The 21,794-nt window shown below is 55.5% G+C and carries 18 protein-coding genes; 6 read left to right on the forward strand and 12 right to left on the reverse strand.

Annotation, left to right across the window (positions count from 1 at the left end):
* Positions 1-167 precede the first annotated feature (167 nt).
* From ABEA92_RS04360 to ABEA92_RS04395, 8 genes are all read right to left on the reverse strand, one after another.
* Positions 168-866, reverse strand: a complete 699-nt coding sequence (locus ABEA92_RS04360) for an AIM24 family protein (RefSeq protein WP_345682585.1) — start codon at positions 864-866, stop codon at positions 168-170.
* A gap of 262 nt (positions 867-1,128) precedes the next feature.
* Positions 1,129-2,232, reverse strand: a complete 1,104-nt coding sequence (locus tag ABEA92_RS04365; protein ID WP_345682586.1) for an alanine racemase — start codon at positions 2,230-2,232, stop codon at positions 1,129-1,131.
* A gap of 76 nt (positions 2,233-2,308) precedes the next feature.
* The gene (locus ABEA92_RS04370; RefSeq protein ID WP_345683192.1) at positions 2,309-2,974 is read right to left on the reverse strand and encodes a DOMON domain-containing protein; all 666 of its coding nucleotides are present in this window, start codon (positions 2,972-2,974) and stop codon (positions 2,309-2,311) included.
* Positions 2,975-3,223: 249 nt separating this feature from the next.
* Positions 3,224-4,993 (reverse strand): BBP7 family outer membrane beta-barrel protein, encoded by a 1,770-nt coding sequence (locus tag ABEA92_RS04375; RefSeq protein WP_345682587.1) that lies wholly within the window; start codon positions 4,991-4,993, stop codon positions 3,224-3,226.
* A gap of 385 nt (positions 4,994-5,378) precedes the next feature.
* Positions 5,379-5,684, reverse strand: coding sequence for a hypothetical protein (locus ABEA92_RS04380; RefSeq protein ID WP_345682588.1), 306 nt, complete (start codon positions 5,682-5,684; stop codon positions 5,379-5,381).
* 84 nt (positions 5,685-5,768) lie between these two features.
* On the reverse strand, positions 5,769-6,797 hold the full coding sequence (locus tag ABEA92_RS04385; RefSeq protein WP_345682589.1) for a DUF1573 domain-containing protein: 1,029 nt from the start codon (positions 6,795-6,797) through the stop codon (positions 5,769-5,771).
* A 411-nt stretch (positions 6,798-7,208) separates the two neighbouring features.
* Positions 7,209-8,396, reverse strand: a complete 1,188-nt coding sequence (locus ABEA92_RS04390; protein ID WP_345683193.1) for a glycosyltransferase family 4 protein — start codon at positions 8,394-8,396, stop codon at positions 7,209-7,211.
* Positions 8,397-8,760: 364 nt separating this feature from the next.
* Complete coding sequence (locus ABEA92_RS04395) at positions 8,761-9,708, reverse strand: polysaccharide deacetylase family protein (protein ID WP_345682590.1); 948 nt, start codon at positions 9,706-9,708, stop codon at positions 8,761-8,763.
* A gap of 348 nt (positions 9,709-10,056) precedes the next feature.
* Here ABEA92_RS04395 and ABEA92_RS04400 point away from each other — a divergent pair, with 348 nt between their 5' ends.
* Together ABEA92_RS04400 and ABEA92_RS04405 are read left to right on the forward strand one after the other, a co-directional pair.
* On the forward strand, positions 10,057-11,400 hold the full coding sequence (locus ABEA92_RS04400; RefSeq protein ID WP_345682591.1) for a Gfo/Idh/MocA family protein: 1,344 nt from the start codon (positions 10,057-10,059) through the stop codon (positions 11,398-11,400).
* Positions 11,401-11,845: 445 nt separating this feature from the next.
* Entirely contained in the window at positions 11,846-12,802 is a 957-nt protein-coding gene (locus tag ABEA92_RS04405) for an ion transporter (RefSeq protein ID WP_345682592.1), read from the forward strand.
* A gap of 177 nt (positions 12,803-12,979) precedes the next feature.
* Here the strand turns inward: ABEA92_RS04405 and ABEA92_RS04410 are convergent, their stop codons facing one another.
* Complete coding sequence (locus ABEA92_RS04410) at positions 12,980-13,786, reverse strand: MBL fold metallo-hydrolase (RefSeq protein WP_345682593.1); 807 nt, start codon at positions 13,784-13,786, stop codon at positions 12,980-12,982.
* Between the two features lie 640 nt (positions 13,787-14,426).
* Here ABEA92_RS04410 and ABEA92_RS04415 point away from each other — a divergent pair.
* Entirely contained in the window at positions 14,427-14,693 is a 267-nt protein-coding gene (locus ABEA92_RS04415; protein WP_345682594.1) for a putative signal transducing protein, read from the forward strand.
* 104 nt (positions 14,694-14,797) lie between these two features.
* Here the strand turns inward: ABEA92_RS04415 and ABEA92_RS04420 are convergent, their stop codons facing one another.
* On the reverse strand, positions 14,798-15,610 hold the full coding sequence (locus tag ABEA92_RS04420; RefSeq protein ID WP_345682595.1) for an EcsC family protein: 813 nt from the start codon (positions 15,608-15,610) through the stop codon (positions 14,798-14,800).
* 354 nt (positions 15,611-15,964) lie between these two features.
* Between ABEA92_RS04420 and ABEA92_RS04425 the strand changes: the two genes are divergently transcribed.
* Positions 15,965-17,122: a hypothetical protein gene (locus ABEA92_RS04425; RefSeq protein ID WP_345682596.1), complete on the forward strand. Its 1,158-nt coding sequence runs from the start codon at positions 15,965-15,967 to the stop codon at positions 17,120-17,122.
* 485 nt (positions 17,123-17,607) lie between these two features.
* Here ABEA92_RS04425 and ABEA92_RS04430 read toward each other — a convergent pair whose 3' ends face one another.
* On the reverse strand, positions 17,608-18,087 hold the full coding sequence (locus ABEA92_RS04430) for a hypothetical protein (RefSeq protein ID WP_345682597.1): 480 nt from the start codon (positions 18,085-18,087) through the stop codon (positions 17,608-17,610).
* A gap of 281 nt (positions 18,088-18,368) precedes the next feature.
* Positions 18,369-20,261 carry a protein kinase domain-containing protein gene (locus ABEA92_RS04435; protein ID WP_345682598.1) on the reverse strand — a complete coding sequence of 631 codons (1,893 nt, stop codon included), beginning with the start codon at positions 20,259-20,261 and terminating at the stop codon, positions 18,369-18,371.
* Positions 20,262-20,411: 150 nt separating this feature from the next.
* On the opposite strand from ABEA92_RS04435, the gene ABEA92_RS04440 reads away from it, so the two are divergent.
* The gene (locus tag ABEA92_RS04440; RefSeq protein ID WP_345682599.1) at positions 20,412-21,020 is read left to right on the forward strand and encodes a lysophospholipid acyltransferase family protein; all 609 of its coding nucleotides are present in this window, start codon (positions 20,412-20,414) and stop codon (positions 21,018-21,020) included.
* A 149-nt stretch (positions 21,021-21,169) separates the two neighbouring features.
* Complete coding sequence (locus tag ABEA92_RS04445; protein ID WP_345682600.1) at positions 21,170-21,685, forward strand: hypothetical protein; 516 nt, start codon at positions 21,170-21,172, stop codon at positions 21,683-21,685.
* Positions 21,686-21,794 lie beyond the last annotated feature (109 nt).

Here is a 21,794-nt window from a genome sequence, read left to right on the forward strand (position 1 = left end):
TGTCGCGACGCAGTGGAATGGCCGTCATTTGCGGGTTCTAAAATGCTTCACAGCGTTAGCCGATACGGCTAACCAAAATCCGCAGTCTTCTTTGTTGATGGCGAAGCAACGGGTTAAATCCACAAGGAAAATGAGTCCAACCGATTCGCCTGCCAACGTTCTGCGATTTAGCTGCCGCTCTGAAAATAAACTTCTTCATACGGCTGGACGACCACGAATCCGTTGCCTTGGAAACGCAGCTGCAACGATTCGCCTGAACCGCGACCGAGAAACGTTTTCCACTGGACGTCGGTCTTCAATTCCGGTTCGATGTTGCCGGACCATAACACCGTCGCATTGGGATCGGTGATTACTGGGTTCGATGGGGACACCGGCAACGTCAACGGATCGTAATGTGTCGTGACGGCTACCATCCCGGTGCCTTCGAGCCGAATATTGAACAATCCGCCCGCCAACATCGCCGTCATCTTTTTCATCATGCGGATGTTGTAATTCAGCGACATTTCAAACGCTAACAAATCGTTGCCATTGACCGACACCGCTTCATTGTCCAACTGCAAGATGGTGATCTTTTTCCCCGCATCGGCGCAAAACACCGAACCTTGCCCGGTGACCTTCGTCAGCGACGTCCCTTCGCCCGACATTGCTTTTTTTAACAGATTGCCGACTCCCCGAGACAACACGCCTTCGCGTTCAAATTTCACTTGGCCCGTGTAGGCAACCATTGCGCCCATCTTGATCCAAACCTCTCCGTTCAGATTGATGTCGAGCATCCGCTCGGACTCAAGCTCGAACAGCCCTTGGTTCAAGTCGCGATCTTTGGTCTTTTCTAAAAAAGCTTGAAGCGAATAACGATTGTCAGACACAGGGCATTCTCTTGGGCAACAAGGGAGTGAAGCGAAACGATCCGTCAACAAAAACTATAACGAATCACTCCGCGATCATGTTGCCCAAAGAACACGTTGAACAGCGATCACGTTGTCTAGAGCCAATGTTGCTTAGAGCAAACGCGGTTAAAGACAGTGTCGCTTCGAGACGTCACTGCGGCCGCTTGGGTTCATTGCAACGATCCGCAACGTGCCACCCGTGACGGCACGATCAGTGACAGAACGATTAATTACGGTGCGATCAGTGAACCATTCCGCGTGCGTCAATCGCCAACCGCCGCGGTGGTTCGTCACCATCGACAACAATGAGTTCGTTCTGCAGATTGACGCAGGGGCAAATATGGTTTGGCAAAATTCGAACGCGGTCGCCGATCCGTGGACTCCAATCGCTCTCGCCCAATTCGATTTCCCCGTGCTCTTCACTTAGCCGAGCGATCTTGGCTCCTGGATGATCGACCAACAGCCCGAACCCCGATTGCGGATCGGCACCACACAAATCGCTCGATAACATCTTGCTGCCTGCATCGACCACCGCTTTGCCTTTGACCGCGGTGCTGATCACGGTGGCGTGAACGATCGCGGCACAATCATCGAGCGTCGCACATTGCCACCGCACGCTGTTGAGATCGTTAAAAATATAGGTGCCCGGGCGAATCTCGTTGATTTCGGGAATCAGATGCGTGTGCTTGGCGGTCGGGGTCGAACCGCCCGAGACAATCTCGGGTTCCAATCCCGCTGATCGCAGTGCGTCCAACACGCGAACCAGTGCAGCGCGAACATTTTCCATCCCTTCGCCCACCCCGTCACCGCGAGGCACCACGTGACCGGGAAAGAACATCACGCCGTCAAAACGCACGCGGGGCAGCATCTCGATCCGGCGAGCCAAATCAACCACCGCTTCGGGTGCACCGATTCCGGTGCGATGATGTCCAACATCCAAATCCACGAGCAAGCCAATCGTGCAATCGGGATGATCGCGTAACAGAGTTGAAACACGTTCGGCCGCATCAGGGCTGTCGATCGCCATCCGGACTTGGTGGTCACGGCACAGCGACGCTAACAGCTGCATCCGCGACGGAGTGAAGCATGGATACGCTAGCAGAATATCGTTGGCATCCACCGCCGCGGCGAGCGCCTCGGACGGCTTGGCCGACGTCAATCCGATCGCCCCGTATTCAAGCTGCATCTGCGAAAACAGACGCGTTTTGTGGGTCTTGATGTGCGGCCGCAATCCCAGGCTGTGCTTGGCGGTATAGTCCGCCATCGACCGCAAATTGTTTCGCACCGTTGGCAAATCGACATTTAATAGCGGAGTCGGAAAGGCTTCGATCGATGAAGATGCCATGGGAACACACCTGTGGGAAGGAGGGAGTGGTGGGAGTGGTGGGAGTGCAAGCTACTTTGGTAGCGGTGAGCGATGGTTATGCGAGCACAGCTTCGGCCCACAAACTAGGATCCTCTAGCACCGGGTACTCGGGACCGAGGGTCAGCGTTTGCCACCCGAGTTCGCGGTCGACCACCGCATAATACAGACTGATTCGAGGTTGGCTCGCAGGATCGAACCCCGTCAACCCGCTGGCAGGGACAAACCCGGACATTTGATAGCCGTCGTGGCGAGGGTAGGCAGCGATCTTTAACTCTGTCGACGACACCGGTTTCGGATTAGCGCGAGCACGGTTGATCGGAATCCAGGCGGCGACAGGATGTTCGCGTTTCGGACCGCCGCCCGCCGGCATCCACAGAAAGCGGTGGCAATACTGGGTCGCCCGGTGGATCCCGGGGCTACACCGCGTATCAATCCAAAAATGGAACCCGTCGCTGTCGTCGAGCCGTGAATCGCGGCACCATGGCAACTGGCGTTTTCCGGTGACATGGACGGTCAAACCAATTCCGCTCGCGTTCCATGCCATCCGTACATCGGCAAACACCGGCCGATCGCCGAGAGCGCCAAAGGATGGCAACCGGCACGTCTCGGGAAGCGTCAACCCTTTGCTTGACCACTTCATCTCGTCCTGCAGCAAACGGATCTCGAACCGAAACAAAAACGAGGGGTCGATCAAAGATGCCGGTTTCGTCGGGGGGGGCATATCGCTCAAAACGGTATCACTTTGATGGAGAAAAATTCCATGGGGACGCAACACGTATCAGCCTAATCTTTATCACCATCACCATCCATCCGGGGCGAAATTGGTCGTCAATCCAGCGATATGCCCCCTCTCAAAACGAAAAAACACCCTGGCAGGTTTCCCCGCCAGGGTGAGTCGTTCCCGACCGGACGAGCAATCGTCACAGTCCACTGTCTTGCATCGCTGTTTTAGAACGAGGCTGCGGCAAAACTACCAGTTGAAGTTCATTCCGACGTAGGCACCGTGCAACAACAGCGAGTCGTTGGCGTAAACCCCGCCGGTAGTCGAAACCGAGCTGTAATCTTGGTCTAACGAGTCGGTCGACGTTGCAACCCCTGCGGCACCGAGCAAGCGATAGCCACCGCGAACGGTCCACGCATTGTTCAATCGGTAACCCAGTCCGAGGTCGATTTCACCAAGCCCGGCCAAAACGGTATCACTTGAGGTGGTGTTGACGAAGTCCGATGGCATCGTCGTTTCGTAGGCGTAACCCGAAGCGGTACCGATACGCTGTGTCATTTCCGCTCGGTTGCCGTAGATACCGAATTTGCCGCCGATGCCAAGGTTGCATCGATCGTTCAGGCAATAGGTCAACATCGAACCGTATTGGTAACCGAACAAATTGTTTTCAACGTCGATGTTGTAATACAAGTCGGTTGCTTGGTAGCCACCGGTGCCGTCGATGTTCGCAGCAAACTCGAATTCATCTTTGAATTGGAACCAACGGAATCCGTGGCTGGTTTGGACACGAACCCGACCGCTGCAGGCACGTACCAGTGGGCCGGTGGCTCCACCGTAACCGTTACAGGGGTCGACGAGACCGAGCCCCAAGTTGGCTCCGATGCCACCGCACGCTCCTTGACTGCACATTGCTGCGGCCCGCTGAGCTCCCATCAAACCAAAGCTGGTCAAATTGACTTCGATGCCTTGCATTTCCACATTGCGGCGGATGCGATATGCAGCCGCGTTGTCGTACAGGTCGTACACGGTATCAACACCCGCACCATTGGGGTCGATCGAGATGTTGTTCCACGATGCCATCGGAGCGTAGTAGGATCCCGCCGTCACGATCGTTTCCGATTGACTTGGATCGAAGTTCATGTAGGTGGCACTGAGCCCATAGCGGCCGCAATCCAAATAGCGACCAAAGGTCACGTCATAACCCAAGCTCGAACCTGGATCGACAATGCTGGTCGTGGCAAGCGTGTCATAGCCTGTGTCGAATGCGATCAGACGGCGAGCATGGTTGGTTTCCATTTGCCAAAACAGCAGATTGAAACTTCCGTACCATGGTGCCAGATTGGGACGGGTGTTCGGAGTCGCACAGACGCCGGTGTCACAGCTTGGTCCTGCGAAACCTTGGGCTGTATAGCCATTGCTAAAATGCGGATGAGCCCCCGTGTAGGGCGACGATCCATCAACCAACGGCATCGCTGCAGCCGGTTGAGGAGCGGTCCACTGCGCCGGCGGTTGGTGAACGCCCGCTTGCGAGTAACCTTGGGGCGTCCCGGGTGGGCAAGCCATTCCTGGGTGCCCGCCAGTGGTCGGATAGGGCACCGAACCGTTTGGCTGCGCGGGTTGTGGTTGCGGCTGCGGCGCAGGGTGGCCGGGTGAATTGAGTTGCGGCCCCGCATGAGGCTGTGGCTGCTGTGGTTGCACCTGAGGCGGCGTTGGCTTCTTAGGCTGCGCGTTGGTTGGCACGCCCTTGGGTGCAGGCAGAATCTCTGCATCGTTTTGTTGTGGTGCATTCACGGGCCCGCCGGTGGAAACCGTATGCAGGTAACCGTTTGGCTGCATGCTCGGTTGCGGCATCGCAGCCTGCTGCGGCATGACCGGTTGTTGCGGAGGAACGATATTAAAATTATTCCACTTCGACGGCGCTTGGTATTGCCCCATCGTGGCAGGATTTTGTGCCGATGCGACGTGACACACGCTGATGCCTAGGGCAATCGCAACGCACCGCATAAAATTGGTTCTCATCTATAAACTCCTTTTTATAACTTTCACCGAATCAACTTGCCGGTCCAACGAAAAACGTTGACCTCAATTTGTCAGACTATTTCGCTAACCAGCATCGCCTTCGTGATTCGTTGTGCGAACCGAAGATCGGCGTGTGGTCCGTTACCCCAAAACAGCGAAACAAAGTCGTCACCCAATCGCACGAGCCCGGAAACCAGTCCTTGCGTTGATGGAACGTCAAATCCGCTGCAACGATCCATGTTGAGCGGTTTTGTCGTGAATCATCGAAATGACGACTTTGCCATGTTGTAAGGAATCGTCATGTGGGTGGGTCGTACTGTGCATCTAAAACGGATTACGACCACCAATACCGGTCGTGACGACATCAAGACACGCAAATTGGTTGCTACCCCCCTGACGCGACCAGCCCCCGTACGCAGACGAGTCTTCCTAGTCGGCAAAGTTTGCCATCGCCATCGGTGGCGTCCGCAGCGCAAACCCAAATCCATCCATTTTGCGTCGCGGCGTGGTGAAGCATTCCCCGGTCACCACCTTCGCTCATCAGGGGGTGACTCGCATTAGTGCGGTTCTCATCGACGATCGGGCGATTTTCGCTACGAAACGCAAACGCTTGCTCGTCATCGCGTTGCGATTCGAATTCGCCTTGGCGTCCCTTCGCGACGAACGGCTCGTGAAGCGCGGTCAAATGCAAAAAAAAAACGCTCCTCGAATCACTCGAGAAGCGTTGGATTGGAATCAGCGTTGGATTGGAAGCAGGGTGCGATACGCCGTTTTATTATTCCGAACGAACATCGGCGGTTAGCAACGCCTTGGCCTGAATCGATTTGGTGCCGGAGGTCGAGATCACGACGGGCTTTCGATCGCTTCCGGTCGCTTCGGTGGGCGTGAAGCTGACGTCCAACAAGAACGTGGTGCTTTCGGCAGTCGGGCGATCAAACTTGACGTCCCATCCTTCGCACTCGATCGAGTCGATCAAGACAGGTTCTTGGCTGCGAATCACCAGACGTTTCGAGACGGTTTGCCCAGGTTTGACGCTTCCGAGTGCGATCGATTGCGGCGAAATGCTGAGCAAACTTTCGACTTGGCCGCTGACCCGCAATGGAACGCGAGGCATCGAGCGATCATTGGTGATTACCGTCAATTCGTCCTGAAAGAACCCTTGCGGGGCGTCTTCTTGGATCGTGACCGAGATTTCATAGTCCACTCGGCCGCTGCCGCGAGTCAGCTGTTGAAACGACGGCAACAACCATGGTTTGTTGCTGACCACGTCGGTCACCTGCCAATCGCTGCGTCCGGCATACAAAATTTTGGTGGTCTTCGAACTGGTTTCACCCTGCGTGGTCCGGCCGAAGCTGATTTCACCTGGGTGAAACACCATATCGCTGCGAATGTAGCCATCCACGACCAATCGAGTTTCGGCATAAAACGGTTGGTCCACTACGACGGTCAACGTCGCACCGCGTTTGCCACGGAACGTGCCGGTGTTGAATCGCGCCAAGATCGCCCCGGTTTCACCCGGTTGAACGTACTGGCTTTCAATGATCGGCGTCGTGCAGCCACAACTCGCCCGCACCGATTGAATGTGTAGCGGTTGAGAGTAAGGGTTGTGCACCGGGAACCGAAATTCGGTCTTCGCCGCTACGGCAACCGTACCGAAGTCGTGTGCTTTGACGGGGAACACTTTCTCGGACCAATCTTGCGATTGCGCCGAGCGACAAGGAAGCGTTGAAATCGTGAAAACACAACTGCTGATCGCCGCCAATACGATCGCCTTGCGAGAAATTCGTTGAAGGTGTGGGAACATTTACTTCTACCTGTGATAGCAACCGCGGTGAGGGGTAAGAATCGGACGCGACACACTTCTCAGAGGGGTTGCAGAAAGATTCTTTGATGTTGGAGCATCGGGCCAATCTTTGTCAGATTAACGGTGTTTTTCATTCAGACAAGGGAAACTCGTCATATTCTACCCTCATTTGGTGGGAATAAGACGTAACAGTTATGCACGCGACGGCAGCATAGGAACAATGGCTAAGAATGGCACTTTGGGTCAATTCAAAGTGACTCTACTAGCGATGTTAGCGGGGCCGTCGTGGCAGCGTTTTCGTCGCCAGCACTCTTAATTTTCATTGAGCGCCGATGAACGCGAATGCTTCTCTTGGCCGAACTACCAAACGGTAGCTTTAAAAGGGGGACAGACAGTGCCGATTCGCATTTTTTAACACGAAATACTTTCCGACGCTTGACGCTTGGGCGTCACAACGCCCCCCCGCGTTGCCGGATTCGACCGGCAACCGACTTTCGAGTCGTACAGCCGAGTGGCAAGCGATTCGTAACCTCGCACCATCGAATCCAGCGACCCGGTCGCAACGACGCGGTCGCGTCCGTTTTCGCCCATGCTTCGGGCGGCCGCAGGATCGCTCAACAACCGTGTGACCGCAGCGGCCATCGCCGGCACGTCTTGCGAAGGCACCAAATGCCCCGTGACCCCTTCGATCACCGATTCGGAAATGGAACCCACGTCGGTGGCAACGACGGGAACCCCACACGCCAACGATTCCAAAATCGACACCGGCGAGGCTTCGTTGAGCGAGGTGAGTGCGAATACGTCCATTCCGGCTACCAATTCAGGCGTATCGTGGCGGGTTCCCAACAGATGAACGTGCGATGCGAGCCCCAATTCATCCCGCTGTTGTTCGATCGCTGCGCGTTCGGGGCCATCGCCAACCAACACCCAATGCGTTTCACCGAGTCGTGAATCGCGATTTCGATCGCGGATCATCGCGGCGGTGTCCAAGAACATGGCATGATTTTTTTCGCTGCGTAGCGCGGCCACCAACCCAACCACCGGCGCATCGCTGGGAACCCCCAACTGATCTCGCAGCGATTGTCGCGCGGTGGGCAGCGGGCGAAATCGGTCGCAATCCACTCCGTTGCGAATGACGTTCACTTTGGCAGCGGGAAACCGTTCAAACGAAGTCAAAAATTCGCCATGCGAATCAGCGACTGCGATAAAGGCATCGGTGATGCAGGTGAGTTTGCGGTTCAGACGGCCAACGCCATCAGGCCATCCGGTCGAATGCAGTGCCGAAGCGATCACTGGCACCCCTGCCAATTTTGCGGCAACACGTCCCCAAAACATCTTGTCGCCTGCGCCGACCGTGATGACGACGTCGACCCAGCGGCGATACATCAATTGCACCAAGCGAGGCAGAACTCGCAGGTCGTATTTGCTGGACAACAGATGGGTATGAACCTTGAACTCGCTTGCGATTTGCTCGCCAAGCGGACCGGCCTCTTTCAAACAAACCACTTCGGGAATCATGACTTTCGGGTCCATCCGTCGCATCAGATTGACCAACAACGTCTCAGCTCCTCCCACCGGCATGCTGGTGATCACAAACAAACAGCGAAGCGGCCCCTCTTTGTGACGCGGCGGCACGGGACGATAAATCTGTTGAATGCGATTGAACATGGTATTCGCTAGGGGGTATCGCTATAGGTTTTCGCTGGGACTGCGGATGGCAGCGCGGCAGTTGAATTCTGGAACAAGGACAAAGAAACATACCTCAGGATCGATGACAGGTCGGGGCGATCGATCAAGAGTAGGGTCGATCGAGTAAGAATCGCGACGATCGATTAACAGTCAGGCCGATCGATGATGCATTCGAGGTTGCACGATACGCGTCGGATCCACCGCAAGATCAGCGTTCACGATCGGTGATTCGCGAATCGCCAACCCTCAAACACGGCTGCGTCGATCCCGCCGTTTAACTAGCCGCGGGAAAATTGGACATCGGCATCGAGATTTGTGGCATGTTGGCCCCGACCAGGTTCGTGCGTGATTCGATCGGACCCGCCGGGCGATCCGAAGATCGACGTCTTGGCAAGACATAGTCAACTGTGGGCTCGCGTCGCAGTTTACGCGGATCAAAGCTGAGCCAATTTTTCATTCGCGAGAAGCAGGGATCTCCGTGAAAGCGGCGAATGTGAAACGAGTCACGTCCGACGGTGTTGTAGGCCCCAAACGCGCTACAAAACCCGAGCATGCCGCATCGATAAACCGCACTGATCACCATCGACGTCAATTGAGAGGGCAACCCATAGGGCACCGCAAAATAGCGAACCGGTCGACCGATCCACTGTTCCAACTCGTCTTTTGCCGTGGTGACTTCGTGGTGCACGACGCGAGGATCCGACACCTTCGAAAAATCGACATGGTTGCGAGTGTGCAATCCAATCTCGATCCCCGAGTCCGAGATATCACGAAGCTGTTGCAACGTGTTCGGTGACAGTGGCACTCCGGCCTGGACATCATGCGGAAAAGGGCGTTGCTGTTGGACATGCCCAATCGCCACAAAATAGACGCAAGGGATGTTGCGTTCGGCCAACAACGGCAACGCGAACTCACAATTTTCCGCGTAGCCATCGTCAAAGGTAAACGTCAACGTGGGGCGTGAGCAGTAGTTTTCGTTGACTCGTTTTTGTAGTTCGTCCAAACCAATCAGATCGAACGATCGTTGGCAGTAATCGACGTGTCGCAAAAACTCTCGTCGCGAGATGGACCAATCGTTCGGATGCGTGTCCGCGACGCGGTGATAGAACGAAACACACAGCGGCGAAAGGCCGTGGCGGGAGAGCACGCGATTACGGATCGCTCGCACTGGCGCGGTCAATTCAGTTCGCGCCAACAAAGCGGCGGATTTTAGCAAGTTCATCTCGATGGGTTCCCTGGGGGGTCGGTCGAGAAACAGTGGTCCCTCTACAGAGGTTTACCTTATGGACCGCGCGATGATCCAATAAACCGCCGGCGAGGTCGGCGGGAAGTTGACGCATCGAAGCGATTGTAACGCCCATAACAATCATAGCGAATGCGTCAATCCCAACACCACGGTGATGTTTGCTGTATTCTATTGGAGAGCCGGAATTTGTGGTCTCCCACGGCGAACGACTCGCGATCTCAGTTGGCAACCTGTGTTGCAATCTGACTCGCCCCGATCGCCCAAGCCCACCTTTACCGAACTGTCATTCCTACCTATCCACCATCACCGAGGCCACAGACTCTGATGACCCAACCCACACCCCCCACCCCAAACGCTTCCCGCGAAGCAGCACCTCCGTCTCGGCGACAATTCCTACGACACAGCGGCGTGGTCTCAGCCGGAGTGGCATCGACGCTGGCCACCACGCGAGTGCTTCGCGGTAGCGAAGCCGCGGAGTCGAAACCCGAGCCCATTCGTTTGGCGCTCGTCGGCGCAGGCGGACGTGGTAGCGGAGCGATCAACGATTCGTTATCGATCAATGACAACGTCAAATTGGTTGCGGTCGCGGATCTGGTGGAACAGAAATGCCAAAACATCTGCAAATCGTTGGCATCGCGTTATGCCGACAAACTGGACGTCAAACCGAGCGACATGTACCACGGCTTGGATGCCTACAAACGAGTGCTCGACAAACAGGACGTCGACGTCGTGTTGTTTGCAACCCCGCCGGGCTTCCGCGCTCCGTATGTGCTGGATGCCGTCGATGCGGGCAAACATGTCTTTGCAGAAAAGCCAACGTGCGTCGATCCAGCGGGTTACCGCCAATGTCTGGAAGCGGACGCCAAGGCACGATCGAACAAGACCGCCATCGTCACGGGGACCCAGTATCGCCGACAAACCAATTACGTCGAAGCGATCAAGCGGATCCACGAAGGCGAAATCGGCGACATCATCAGCGGGACCGCTCGCTACTGTTCCAACGGCATTTGGTATCGCCAACGCAAAGCAGGGATGAGCGACGCGGAGTACCAGCTCTACAATTGGATGCACTTCGTTTGGCTCTCGGGCGACCAAATCGCCGAACAAGCGGTCCATAATATCGACACGATCAATTGGATCATGGGCGGCCCACCCGAATCCGCGTACGGCGGTGGCGGACGCTTCACTCGGCCCAACGATAGCGAGATGTGGGACAACGTTGCCGTGGATTATGTCTATCCCGGCAACCGAGTCGTGTCGTTCATGTGTCGGCAAATCCCAAACACGAAGTCAGACAACAGCAACGTGATTTACGGCACCAAAGGAACGTGCACGATCCTCGGCGGCAACAGCGGAGCGTCGATCAAAACCCGCGACGGCAAAACCACTTGGGAGATGTCCGGCGACATCGGTGCGGCCTACAAACAGGAGCATAAGGATTTGATTGATTCGATTCGTCAAAACAAACCGATCGTCGAGTTTGCGGAAACCGCTGCCAGCTCGTTGACCGCCGTGCTCGGACGCATGGCCGCGTATACCGGCCAAGCGGTAAGCTGGGACTTTGTCGCTAACGAATCCGAATTGGATCTCGTTCCTCGCGATCTGGACATCAAAGGGCCAGGGGCACCGCGTGGGTTTGCAGTGCCTGGGATCGAAAAGTTGACCTAGGATTGCAAAAGCTTGCCCTGTTCGTCTGCGGCGTGACGCAGCAGGAATGGTTGAAGACGAAACTTGTTCTGCGAGTTTCGTCTCGAGAGACACAGGAGATGACGACCGTCGTTATCGGCTTGTTGATTTAGTCGTACGATGGACTTCCTAGTCCGTCGAATAAGTCATTGACGGACTAGAAAGTCCATCCTACACCCCTTGCCGAAGGAAACTTCAATCAATCAACAAGCCGCCACCGGTTTCTGCGACGTCCGCTTCGGAACCCCCGAACCGAATTTGCGGACGAAACTTTCGGACGGCCCCGCCGCACCCGGCGGGCGTCCGAAGTCTCCTGGACTTGGCCGCAACGCAATCCGCCAAGTGCACGCTGTGCGATTGACGGTGTTCCGCTACGATGGAAGCCTGACGAATCTGATTCCCTTCCTTTTCTGACGTAAACAAGGTCATGGCGACTTCTCCATCTGACCCCATGACGCCCCGGCCGGCAAAGCGGACCGAGCTAAAAACGCTGCGACGGCGATTGATCCAGCGGCCTGAATCGCCGCCCTGGCGTCAAACGATGTACGACATCATTTTCGAAGCCGATACACCGGCGGGACGCTGGTTCGACATCGGTTTGTTGATCGCGATTCTAGCCAGTGTTCTGTTTGTCGCGTTGGAAACGGTTCCCGATTTTCGCCAACCCGGATACGAGCAGCTTCTCAATACGTTCACCGCCGCGGAATGGTTTCTGACGTTTCTGTTTACGATCGAATACATAATGCGACTGCTCTGTTCACGGCATCCGCTTCGTTATGCCTTCAGTTTTTGGGGCATCATCGATCTATTGAGTGTCGTGCCTAGCTATTTGACGTTTGTCATCGGCAGCTCGTCGCGTTCGCTATTGACGCTCCGCAGTATCCGGCTGCTACGTGTCTTCCGCGTATTGAAACTGTGGCGGATGATGAACGAGGCCGACGAGCTTTCGTATGCAATTTGGAGTGCTCGCAACAAGATCGTTGTCTTTTTGGCAGTCGTACTCGTCGCTGTGACGATCAGCGGGGCTCTGATGTATCACGTCGAAACACTGCTGTTTAACGTGGACGAAGTCACGCATGTCAATCCCGACAGCCACTTTACCTCGATCCCGCAATCGATGTATTGGGCTATTGTGACCATGACCACCGTCGGCTACGGCGACGTCGTGCCGAAAACGTCGATCGGTAAAATCATCTCCGCAGTCCTAATCCTGCTGGGTTACAGTTTGATCATTGTGCCCAGCGGTTTTGTGAGCGCGGAATTGGTGGGGCTGAGGTCAGAGGAAAACCAGAATCGCGAACAGCACCCCTGTTCGGTTTGCGAGGTCACCAGCCACTTGAAAGACGCCAAGTACTGCTATCGCTGCGGCAATCTGCTGCAATAATCCAGCACCAAAATCACGCCAAACCGCCCATCCCTCGTACTTGAGCTCGCTAAAGCTCCCCACCCCCGTAGTGGAGCTTGCTAAAGCTCGCTGCCCACGCAATTGCGTTTGCTAAAACCCCCTGCCACACCGGGATCTTTAGCAAGATCCACTACGGCGGGAGCGTGAAAGCTATCGCTATCGCGGTTTCTGCGGGTTTGCCGAGTCCGTTGTCGCAGCCACCTGCAACACGGCTCCGGCGTCATAGCGATCGGCCACATGCAATCGCAAGTCACGAGCGATCATTTTGCGGTGCGTTTGCAACACCAAGTCGGGACGATTGTTGTGCTCGGATAAGTGCCCCAGACACGCCCACTGCAACCGTGAACTCGCTTTACGGCTTAACAAGTCGGCAGACTCTTCGTTGGACAAATGGCCTCGCGATCCGCGAATCCGGTTCTTTAGCGGTTCAGGATAAGGCCCATTGTGCAGCATCGCGGGATCATAGTTGCTTTCCAAGATCACGGCATCGAGTGTCCCGACGACATCATCCAAATCACCATCGACATGCCCGATGTCAGTCAAAATCCCCAGCCGGCTCGATCCATCATCGACAACAAAGGCAACGCTGTCGCACGCGTCATGCGGCGTGCATAGCGTTTCGACACGAACACGGCCAAACGCCAGCGTGCTGCCCGAGTCAAAGTGGTGGATTTCGTCAACGCGGCCGATCTTCGCCTTCTTTTGCGTCGCCTTCAGCGTCGGCGTCGAGACATGAATCGGCAGTCCAAATTTACGCTGAAACACGCCCATGCAGCGAATGTGATCGCTGTGTTCGTGAGAGATGATCAACGCGTCGATGTCGCGAATGTCTTTGCCATGAGCGGCGAGCCGTTTTTCGGCCTGCGTCCCACTAATGCCGGCATCAAAGAGCAATTGGACTCCGTCGGCTTTGACGTAGACGCAATTTCCGTTGCTTCCCGATTGCAATGTGATGACTTCCATGCCGGCATTCTAACGTGGCAGAGTCCGAGTTCCAGTCCCCCCGATGTTTTGCAACTCGCTGCCGCACTTTTTCCTATAAAGATTTATCCGTGCGCCCCCCGTAGCGGAAGCCGTCAACGGCTTGTTGTTTTAGTCGTACGATGGACTTCCTAGTCCGTCGAATCCACCATTGACGGACTAGGAAGTCCATCCTTCACCCCTTGCCGCAGGAACCTTCACTAAATCAACAAGCCGTCAAGACTTTCGTTGGGATTTTGCTTGAGAGAAGACTGACGTTTCTAGAATCTCCCGTGGCCGGTCGCCTGTGGACGGCGACCTGGGTGTTGCTTCCGCTGCCTCTGCTGTTTCATCGGCCGTTTCTGGAAGGTTGTGTATGGCCGATCATCGGGATTTAGGTCGTCGTGTTAAACTAGCCACGCGGCGATGACCTTGGCTTGACAATGACGCCCGGTCTTCTTGTGTAGTCCGCCAGTGAAGTTGGCCGGCGTGCATTTGCAAAAGGGAATCGCCGAGGTTTGGCAGCGGTAATCGGGGGCTGATACAATAAACATGTGGCCTTGCCAAACTCACGTCTCAGGGCTGACACGCCACACGGCATCCACACCGGCACATCAACTCTCTTCTCTTTGGATTGGCTTCGATGACTGATCACGAAAATCCTGAAGTTCTGACCAGCGTTGCGGATGACGTCGAAGCAGCGGTGATCATTGCGGCGCTGGAATCTCAGAACATCAAAGCGACCGCGACCGGCGGCTTCACCGCGGGCTTTCGCACCGAGACTCCGGGCCATGTCGATGTCCTGGTCCGGCACGAAGATTTGAAAAAGGCTCGTGCGGTCCTTTCCGAAATCGAACATCGACCAGTCGATTGGTCCAAGGTCGATGTCGGCGACCCCGTCGACGAGTAACCGAGCACTTTGACGTTGAAGGGCTCATAAATTCGACGGGCACGTTGATTTCAACGACGCGTTAACTTGAAGAACGCGTTGATTTAACGGGCACATTGATCCAGTTACAAACGCGCGTACGCCGCGCGGATCTCGGCTTCGCCGTACTCACGCTCGAGTCGACGGATCGTGAAATGAGCACGTGCGAGGTCTTGGTAATGGTCGATGAAATAACTGTTGATCAACGCACCGCCGACCGCACCGATCACCGGGATCGCTTGGGCGGCAATTTTTTCACTGACCACGACGCCAAACCGTTTGGCAATCATCCCCATCAATTTCACGAGCGGCGGAGCGGCGGTGTCCGCGACACCAAACTTCAGCACGTACTTCGACGCGTCGGCCACCTGTTTTGACATCGCCGCGCGAACGGCAAAGTAGCCTACCTCGGTTTTATCGTCGACATCCGATTCGCCGCCGTCGATGGCGAACACCTCCAAGCATGCCAACCGCGTACGCACGTCGGTCAAATCTTCACCCTGGCTTCGTGCGATGTCCGCGATGCTCCGCAAAATCAAGACCGTCGAAACCGGCAATTCAATCGCTACGGTGGCCATCCCAAACGCGCCACCGGCAGCCCCGGAGATTCCCGCTAACAATTTGTGCGTTAGCAGCTTCGGTTTGCCATCCTTGGTGTCATGACCAAGCGTTCGCAACGCGACATCCAACGCCGCGGCAAGCGATTTGTCGATCGCTGCGTGGATCGTGTCCTCTGCGACGCTGGGCAACATTTTCATCGATGCGGTGATCGGGGTTCCCACCAATTCGGTCAAGCGATCGGCAAGTCCGTGATGCTCAAGCGTCTGTTTGGCTTCCCGCAATTCGGCAATCACATCGGCCGGTAGCGGACGGTCGTCGTCGCTATGAGTTCGTATCATCAGATTCGCCTTGTGTGTTAATCCCGCAAACGTTGAACAAATGTCGGTTTAATATGCAGCATCCCGCTTGCCGTGGCTAGCTGGATCGTGCCGCGGCGACGACAGCGGCGTAAGTCGTTACCAAGCAATGACTTGAGAAACCACCAACCGGCACGATCCCTGCTCGTTTCGAAACCATGTCAGCACAACTTGGCCATCCCGTGCGAACGTTTCACGCTGCGGGATTCAATCCCTGCCGTCGCACCGCGGAATCCGTTAAGATGCGGCACGAAACGTGGGACTTGTGCGTCATGTCCCCCAATCCTGCCTGATCACAATCGTACCCCGCTAATTCGTACCGCCTGACCAAGCCTTATGACCTCCCCTGAAATCTTTAGCCGTCTCGACGAACAACGCTCTAACCCCGGCGAAATGATTGAGCAAATGGTTGCCTACTTTCGCGAAAAGCGGCAGCCGATGGAGTTGTTCGAAGCGCTGAAGATGCAAGTTCGCCACCGATTGGGGTTGCCGGTTCTGAGCAGCGAGACGGAAAAGTCGAACCCCGAAGCGGTCGAGCGACAATTGGAATCGGGACTGCTCGACGCGTGCCGCGAAGCTGGCGTGATGTTGATCGAAGATGGTCGAATTGCCGAGGGATGGATGTACTTGCGTCCTACCGGCGACATGGAATTGGCTCGCAAATTGACCGCGAAGATTCCGGTGACCGACGACAACTACGACGCCATGATCCAAGTGCTGCTGCACGAGGGAGTGGACATCGCACGAGGCTATCAGGCGGTGATTGATCATCAAGGCACCTGCAACAGCATCACGCTATTCGAACAAGCACTGCAACAGCGGAGCAAGGCCGACCGCCGCGCCGCAGCCGCCTGTTTGCTAAATCATCTGTATCACGAATTGGTCGTCTTGGTACGCGGCGACATCGCACGACGCGAAGCCCCCGCAGATGAGTCCGAATCACTTTTCGAGATGATCGAAAAACGAAAGTGGATTTTAAACGAAGGCGGCTATCATCTGGACACGACCCATTTGGCATCAACCGTTCGTATCGCCGCGGTGCTGACTGAACCGAGTCAATTGCGTAAGGCATGGGAATTGGCTCAGTATGGCCGCCGTTTGGATCACCAATTCCAATACCCCGGCGAAGAACCGTTTGTCGATTTTTACCCCGCCTACTCGGCCTATTACCAGGTCCTGCTCGGCGAGAACGTCGAAGCGGGATTGAAGGTGTTTGAGCGAAAAGCCAAAAGCGTCGACCCGACTCAACACGGCACCGCTGCGATCGAAACGTACGTGGAACTGCTGGATCGACTGGGACGCCACGGCGAAGCGATCGAGGCCGCCGTCAGCTTGGTTCCCGACGCAGTCCCGTCGCAGCGTATCGTGCCGCTACTACTAGAGATTGCCGGCCGCAGCGACGACAAATCGGTCTACACTCCGATTCTCGATTACTGCCGAAAACACAACGACGTGATCGGTTATGCCGCCGTCTCGCACGTCGCCGCGTCATGATTCAAGTGGCCGCATCGCGAGCACCATCACAACCTAACGCGTGATTTCTAAAATCGGCGCTAGGGTCGTTTTTCCCGGCAAATCACAACCCGACGCGTCAGCAAGGGACCCAATCAAGATAAAGATTTCGCTCGCTGACTCGTTTAGAAGTTGCGTGTTTAGACGCTCTTCGGGCCAAAGGCCCGGCCATTTGCTTACCGCCCTCATTAAGTCCCGGTAAACGTCTGGACCGTTGGCCCTACAATTCATTGGTTTTCTTGGTCCCAGCCCGTTGGACTGAGCTAGGTAAACGTCCGGGGCTTTGCCCCTAAATACAAACGCGCAACTTCAAAACAGACGCGTCGGGTTGTGATTTTTGCGAACCGGACGCTTGATTACGCGTGGCGGATCACCCGATCATCAAAATCCACTACGGACGGAGTGGGTCAACCGTGATTGATTTGACATCCCCGCGATTTAAAAACCGTGTTCAGCAAACCCGATATCTACAAATACATCCCAATGAATCCGCCATCGGATTCATTTTGTTCTTGGATCGCTTTGATCCGCTCTTCGGTCTTCTTGAGGTCGCCCGCTGCGATGTAACGATCAAATTCGACCATCAATGCCTGTTGCACACTTTCAGCGAAACTGGTGACCATCGGTTCGGTTAACCATTCACAGGTTTCGCGTTTTAGCTCGGTGCTGATCTCCAGTGCCTTCGTTTTCATGTCTTGCTCGCCGGTCATCACCGTGCCTTCAAAGGAAAACTCGAGCATCCCAATCAGCGGATCGTTGGTCAGATGGTAACGACAGACCCCACGATGCAAGTAATACGTGTTGTGGGATCCGTGTCGCTGCAGCGCGTCCTTGACTCGCAATACGAATTGCTCGTAGACCGGCGACGCATCCAAGGGCGCATCGATCCTTGCGACGGTGCGAAGCGGCAAACAATCGAATTCAATTTCAACCCATTTTCCAAACATGGCAATTTCCTAATTAACACTTTGCGAAACACTCGATCGTCGCGGACACCGCCACCAACAATGCGATTTCTGAAGCGGCGTGAGCACTACCCAAAATCGATGGCCTCGACCTAACGCCTCATCAAACAACTCCGTTGCGTTCGGCACATTGCCGCTTCGGCGATTCCCACTGCGCTCTCTACGACGGTCCGGTCGCGGTTCTAATCGCAACGATAGCGGATCGAGCCGGCCACGACAATTCAGATGCCACGTGACAGCTGGCCGGGGGGAATGTCACGACATCACGCTTCGTGTCGATCACAGCGGCTGAGCGTGATAAAGATCAACCGCTCAAGAAATGCGGCATTCAGATCATTTTTCGAAGCAAAATTATCCGCACCGGCTTCGATGCATTCGCGTCCCACCTGCACATCTTCTTGCCCCGTCAAAACGACAATCGGAACGTCCGGCGCCGCAGCTCGGAATTGCCGAACCGTTTCGACCCCGCTGCTATCGGGCAGCTGTAGATCCAACAGCACCAAATCCAATGATTCGTGCAACTGTCGCTCGCGGATGGCGTGCTCGAGCGTGAATGCCTTATGCACAACAATCGACTTGTTCATTCGACGCAGCATTTCCACCGTCAAAAATAAATCGTCTTGATTGTCCTCAACCACCAAAACTTGGACGGCGTGGTTCGCCAACGCGGTAGCATCGGACGGCCGCAGCAATTCGAGCGCCGCAATCACGTCGGACATCGATTGATACCGATCTTCGGGGCGATAAGCGACAACCCGGTCAAAAATCGCCGGCAACGAATCAGGCAGATCCTCGGTCGGCAACGGGTCGAACGATTTGTCGACCAATAAACTTGTCAATTTCTCGTTCGCGGATTCTCCCAGCACTCGCGATCGTCCGGTCAACAAATAGAACCACGTTGCACCGAGACTATAGATATCCGACAGCGGTGTGGCCGACGACAGCGACCGTGCCTGTTCGGGGGCCATAAAATCGAGCGTTCCCGCGACCATGTCGATCCCGGTGCGGAAATCTTGAGCCTTCTTTAGGTCGCGATCCGCCGTCAATACCGCCAGCCCTAGGTCGGTTACCTTGATTCGCTGGTCACCGTCACGCACCAAATTCCCTGGTTTCACGTCGCGATGCACGAGTCCTCGTTGATGGGCGTGTTCTAACGCCCGAGCCGCTTGCAAAATCACGTCGACCGAGTCCTGCCATCGAAGCGGTCCGTTTAAACGCACGAAAACGCTTAAATCAGGCCCAGAGAGTTGTTCCATCACGATGTACAACATCCCATCATGCTCGCCGACTTCGTACGCGACCACGATATTGGGATGAGCAAGTTTGCCGACCAATTCCATCTCGCGACGAAAACGCTCGCTGAGGTGAATGTCGCGAAGGACTTTGACCGCGACAAAGTCACCTCCGGCGACAGGCGTCGCTCGATAGACCTGCCCCGCGCCGCCTTCGCTTAACAACCCATCAATGATGTATTCGCCGATAGCCGCTCCTCGAGGCAGCCCGTTGATCGACCAATCCATTTGCGATTCCTGGGCCATCGCATCCGCGATTTCCTTTTCAACCAACGCCAACTGCGAACGCGAAAATCGTTCGCTGCAACGTAGTCGCTCGAGCACGATACGTTCCAACAGCGACTTAGAGATCACCTTGGTCAACGAGGGGTCTTCGGCAGCATGCGGTGCAGAAGCCGGGGTCGGCGTCGACGCGGCAGCCTTGTCACCATTACTCGATGGTGCAGCCACCGAGCGTTCATAATCCACCTTGGACGACCCGATTTTGACCGCCACGTTTCGGTAGGGACGATCCGCATGCTTTGGATCCCGCGGCCCATTCCCGCTGTCTTGCCTCTCCGCTGGCAGAGCTGAATCCCAGCTGCGAAACAACCCCAACACGACCACGCAGCCAAGTGCCAAATACGAAGGGCCGGATAACCGCGGGTCGAAACCTCGCATCACCAACGAGGATCCAATCGCCAGCAGCGCGATCGACATGGCGGCCCAAAACACCAGCTTCGATCGTCTCGATGCAATCGCCACCGTCAACACGATCGGGGCGTAAAATCCGAATGGATAGACGTCCAGCAACTCAATCGTTGAAAACCCAACGCCAAGCAATAGGATGCAAACGTCTAAGGATACCGAGTCTCTCTTAGTCATTCGCAACAAGGAGCCTTCCTACTCCATCCGCTGAGGAACAAACGCACTAACCTATCATAACCCACCCCCCAAAAGTGGTCAATTCGGCATCACAGGCGATTGCCGCTTGACCGCTGGGCGTTTTCGGGTCGGCCCAGTAAACTTCTTGCCATGGCAATCACAAGTCATGTTATCGTTCTGTTAGCGAAGATGTTCAGCGGTTTCACCGTGCGGTGGATCGACTGCCAACCGGATACCTGCCAACGCATTTATTTCGCTAACCACACCAGCCATCTCGACGCGGTCGTGTTATGGTCCGCGTTGCCGCGCGAAATCCGAGCGGTTACCCGCCCCGTGGCCGCCAAAGATTACTGGTCCACTGGATGGGTCAAACCGCATATGGCCAAAGCGTTCAATGCGATGCTGATCGATCGCAAAGAGATCAAGGTGCATCAGAGCCCGATCGATTCGATGCTTCGCCAAATGGGTGACGTCTATTCGCTGATCGTGTTCCCCGAAGGCGGCCGATCCTCGAGCGACGATGAGATGGGCACTTTTAAAAGTGGCCTGTACTACATGGGCAAAAAACGGCCCGACCTGGAGCTCGTGCCCGTCTATATCGACAACGTCAACCGAATTTTGCCGCGGGGTGAGTTCCTGCCGGTTCCGCTGCTCAGCTGCATTACGATCGGCCCGCCAATCTTTCTCGAAGCGGGTGAACCGAAAACCGAGTTCCTCAAACGCGCCCGTGAAGCGGTGCGCCGATTAAAGGACTTGTAGCGTCCGCCTGGTTCGGCATCGGCCCCTTTTCCCAAATCGCCTCCGTATCGATCGACGATCGTTGCGGCGTGTGGGTGTACAATGCAGCGACGCAATTCTTTGATCGCTGGTTCCCCTCCATGTTTCGATGCCCGGTTGCGAGACTCGCTGTGTTTCTTCCTGACCCGCAAAAGACGCCGCTTGCCCTTTTTACCATTGCCGTCATTTTGACGACTGGTTGTGGCTCGAGTGAACCGCCGCCACGCAAGGCAATCCGGGGGCAGATCACCGTGGATGGCAAACCTGCACCGTCAGGATCGATCAGCTTTCTGCCCGCTCGAGGAACTTCGGGGCCCGCTGCAACGTCTCTGATAGTCGACGCGGAATATCAGTTCACCCACTCCAATGGGCCTTTTGCTGGAGCACACCTGGTTGTGATTAGTTTTGATAAAGCTCCGGCAGTAGCGAGCACGGCGAGCGACACCGCCGGATCCGATGATCCGCCGTCGTCGGAATCGGCCGAAGCGGTCGATCCTAAAAAGCGATCCGTTAACAAGTCACCCTCGCTTCGCCGTAAACGCGCAGCCGATGCTTCGGCGAGCGAAAAACGACGCTGGGAACTCGAATTTGTCGTTCCGACCGACGACCCTAGCGTCAAAAATTTTGCTCTGACCACGCACGAATAAGAAAAGTAGCGGCGAACAACGAACTCGATCGCGACAAAATCACATCACGATTCATCACTCATCATCGAAAACTCACTAAAACGAAAACACATCATCCGCACTCACCTGT

This window comes from Novipirellula caenicola, assembly GCF_039545035.1.
Classification (GTDB): domain Bacteria; phylum Planctomycetota; class Planctomycetia; order Pirellulales; family Pirellulaceae; genus Novipirellula; species Novipirellula caenicola.

What these genes read in the sequence shown, in the direction of transcription:
- ABEA92_RS04365 (WP_345682586.1), bottom strand. Translation starts at nt 2,232, where the DNA reads ATGGCATCTTCATCGATCGAAGCCTTTCCGACTCCGCTATTAAATGTC.
- ABEA92_RS04370 (WP_345683192.1), bottom strand. Translation starts at nt 2,974, where the DNA reads ATGCCCCCCCCGACGAAACCGGCATCTTTGATCGACCCCTCGTTTTTG.
- ABEA92_RS04375 (WP_345682587.1), bottom strand. Translation starts at nt 4,993, where the DNA reads ATGAGAACCAATTTTATGCGGTGCGTTGCGATTGCCCTAGGCATCAGC.
- ABEA92_RS04385 (WP_345682589.1), bottom strand. Translation starts at nt 6,797, where the DNA reads ATGTTCCCACACCTTCAACGAATTTCTCGCAAGGCGATCGTATTGGCG.
- ABEA92_RS04395 (WP_345682590.1), bottom strand. Translation starts at nt 9,708, where the DNA reads ATGAACTTGCTAAAATCCGCCGCTTTGTTGGCGCGAACTGAATTGACC.
- ABEA92_RS04400 (WP_345682591.1), top strand. Translation starts at nt 10,057, where the DNA reads ATGACCCAACCCACACCCCCCACCCCAAACGCTTCCCGCGAAGCAGCA.
- ABEA92_RS04405 (WP_345682592.1), top strand. Translation starts at nt 11,846, where the DNA reads ATGGCGACTTCTCCATCTGACCCCATGACGCCCCGGCCGGCAAAGCGG.
- ABEA92_RS04410 (WP_345682593.1), bottom strand. Translation starts at nt 13,786, where the DNA reads ATGGAAGTCATCACATTGCAATCGGGAAGCAACGGAAATTGCGTCTAC.
- ABEA92_RS04415 (WP_345682594.1), top strand. Translation starts at nt 14,427, where the DNA reads ATGACTGATCACGAAAATCCTGAAGTTCTGACCAGCGTTGCGGATGAC.
- ABEA92_RS04420 (WP_345682595.1), bottom strand. Translation starts at nt 15,610, where the DNA reads ATGATACGAACTCATAGCGACGACGACCGTCCGCTACCGGCCGATGTG.
- ABEA92_RS04425 (WP_345682596.1), top strand. Translation starts at nt 15,965, where the DNA reads ATGACCTCCCCTGAAATCTTTAGCCGTCTCGACGAACAACGCTCTAAC.
- ABEA92_RS04430 (WP_345682597.1), bottom strand. Translation starts at nt 18,087, where the DNA reads ATGTTTGGAAAATGGGTTGAAATTGAATTCGATTGTTTGCCGCTTCGC.
- ABEA92_RS04435 (WP_345682598.1), bottom strand. Translation starts at nt 20,261, where the DNA reads ATGACTAAGAGAGACTCGGTATCCTTAGACGTTTGCATCCTATTGCTT.
- ABEA92_RS04440 (WP_345682599.1), top strand. Translation starts at nt 20,412, where the DNA reads ATGGCAATCACAAGTCATGTTATCGTTCTGTTAGCGAAGATGTTCAGC.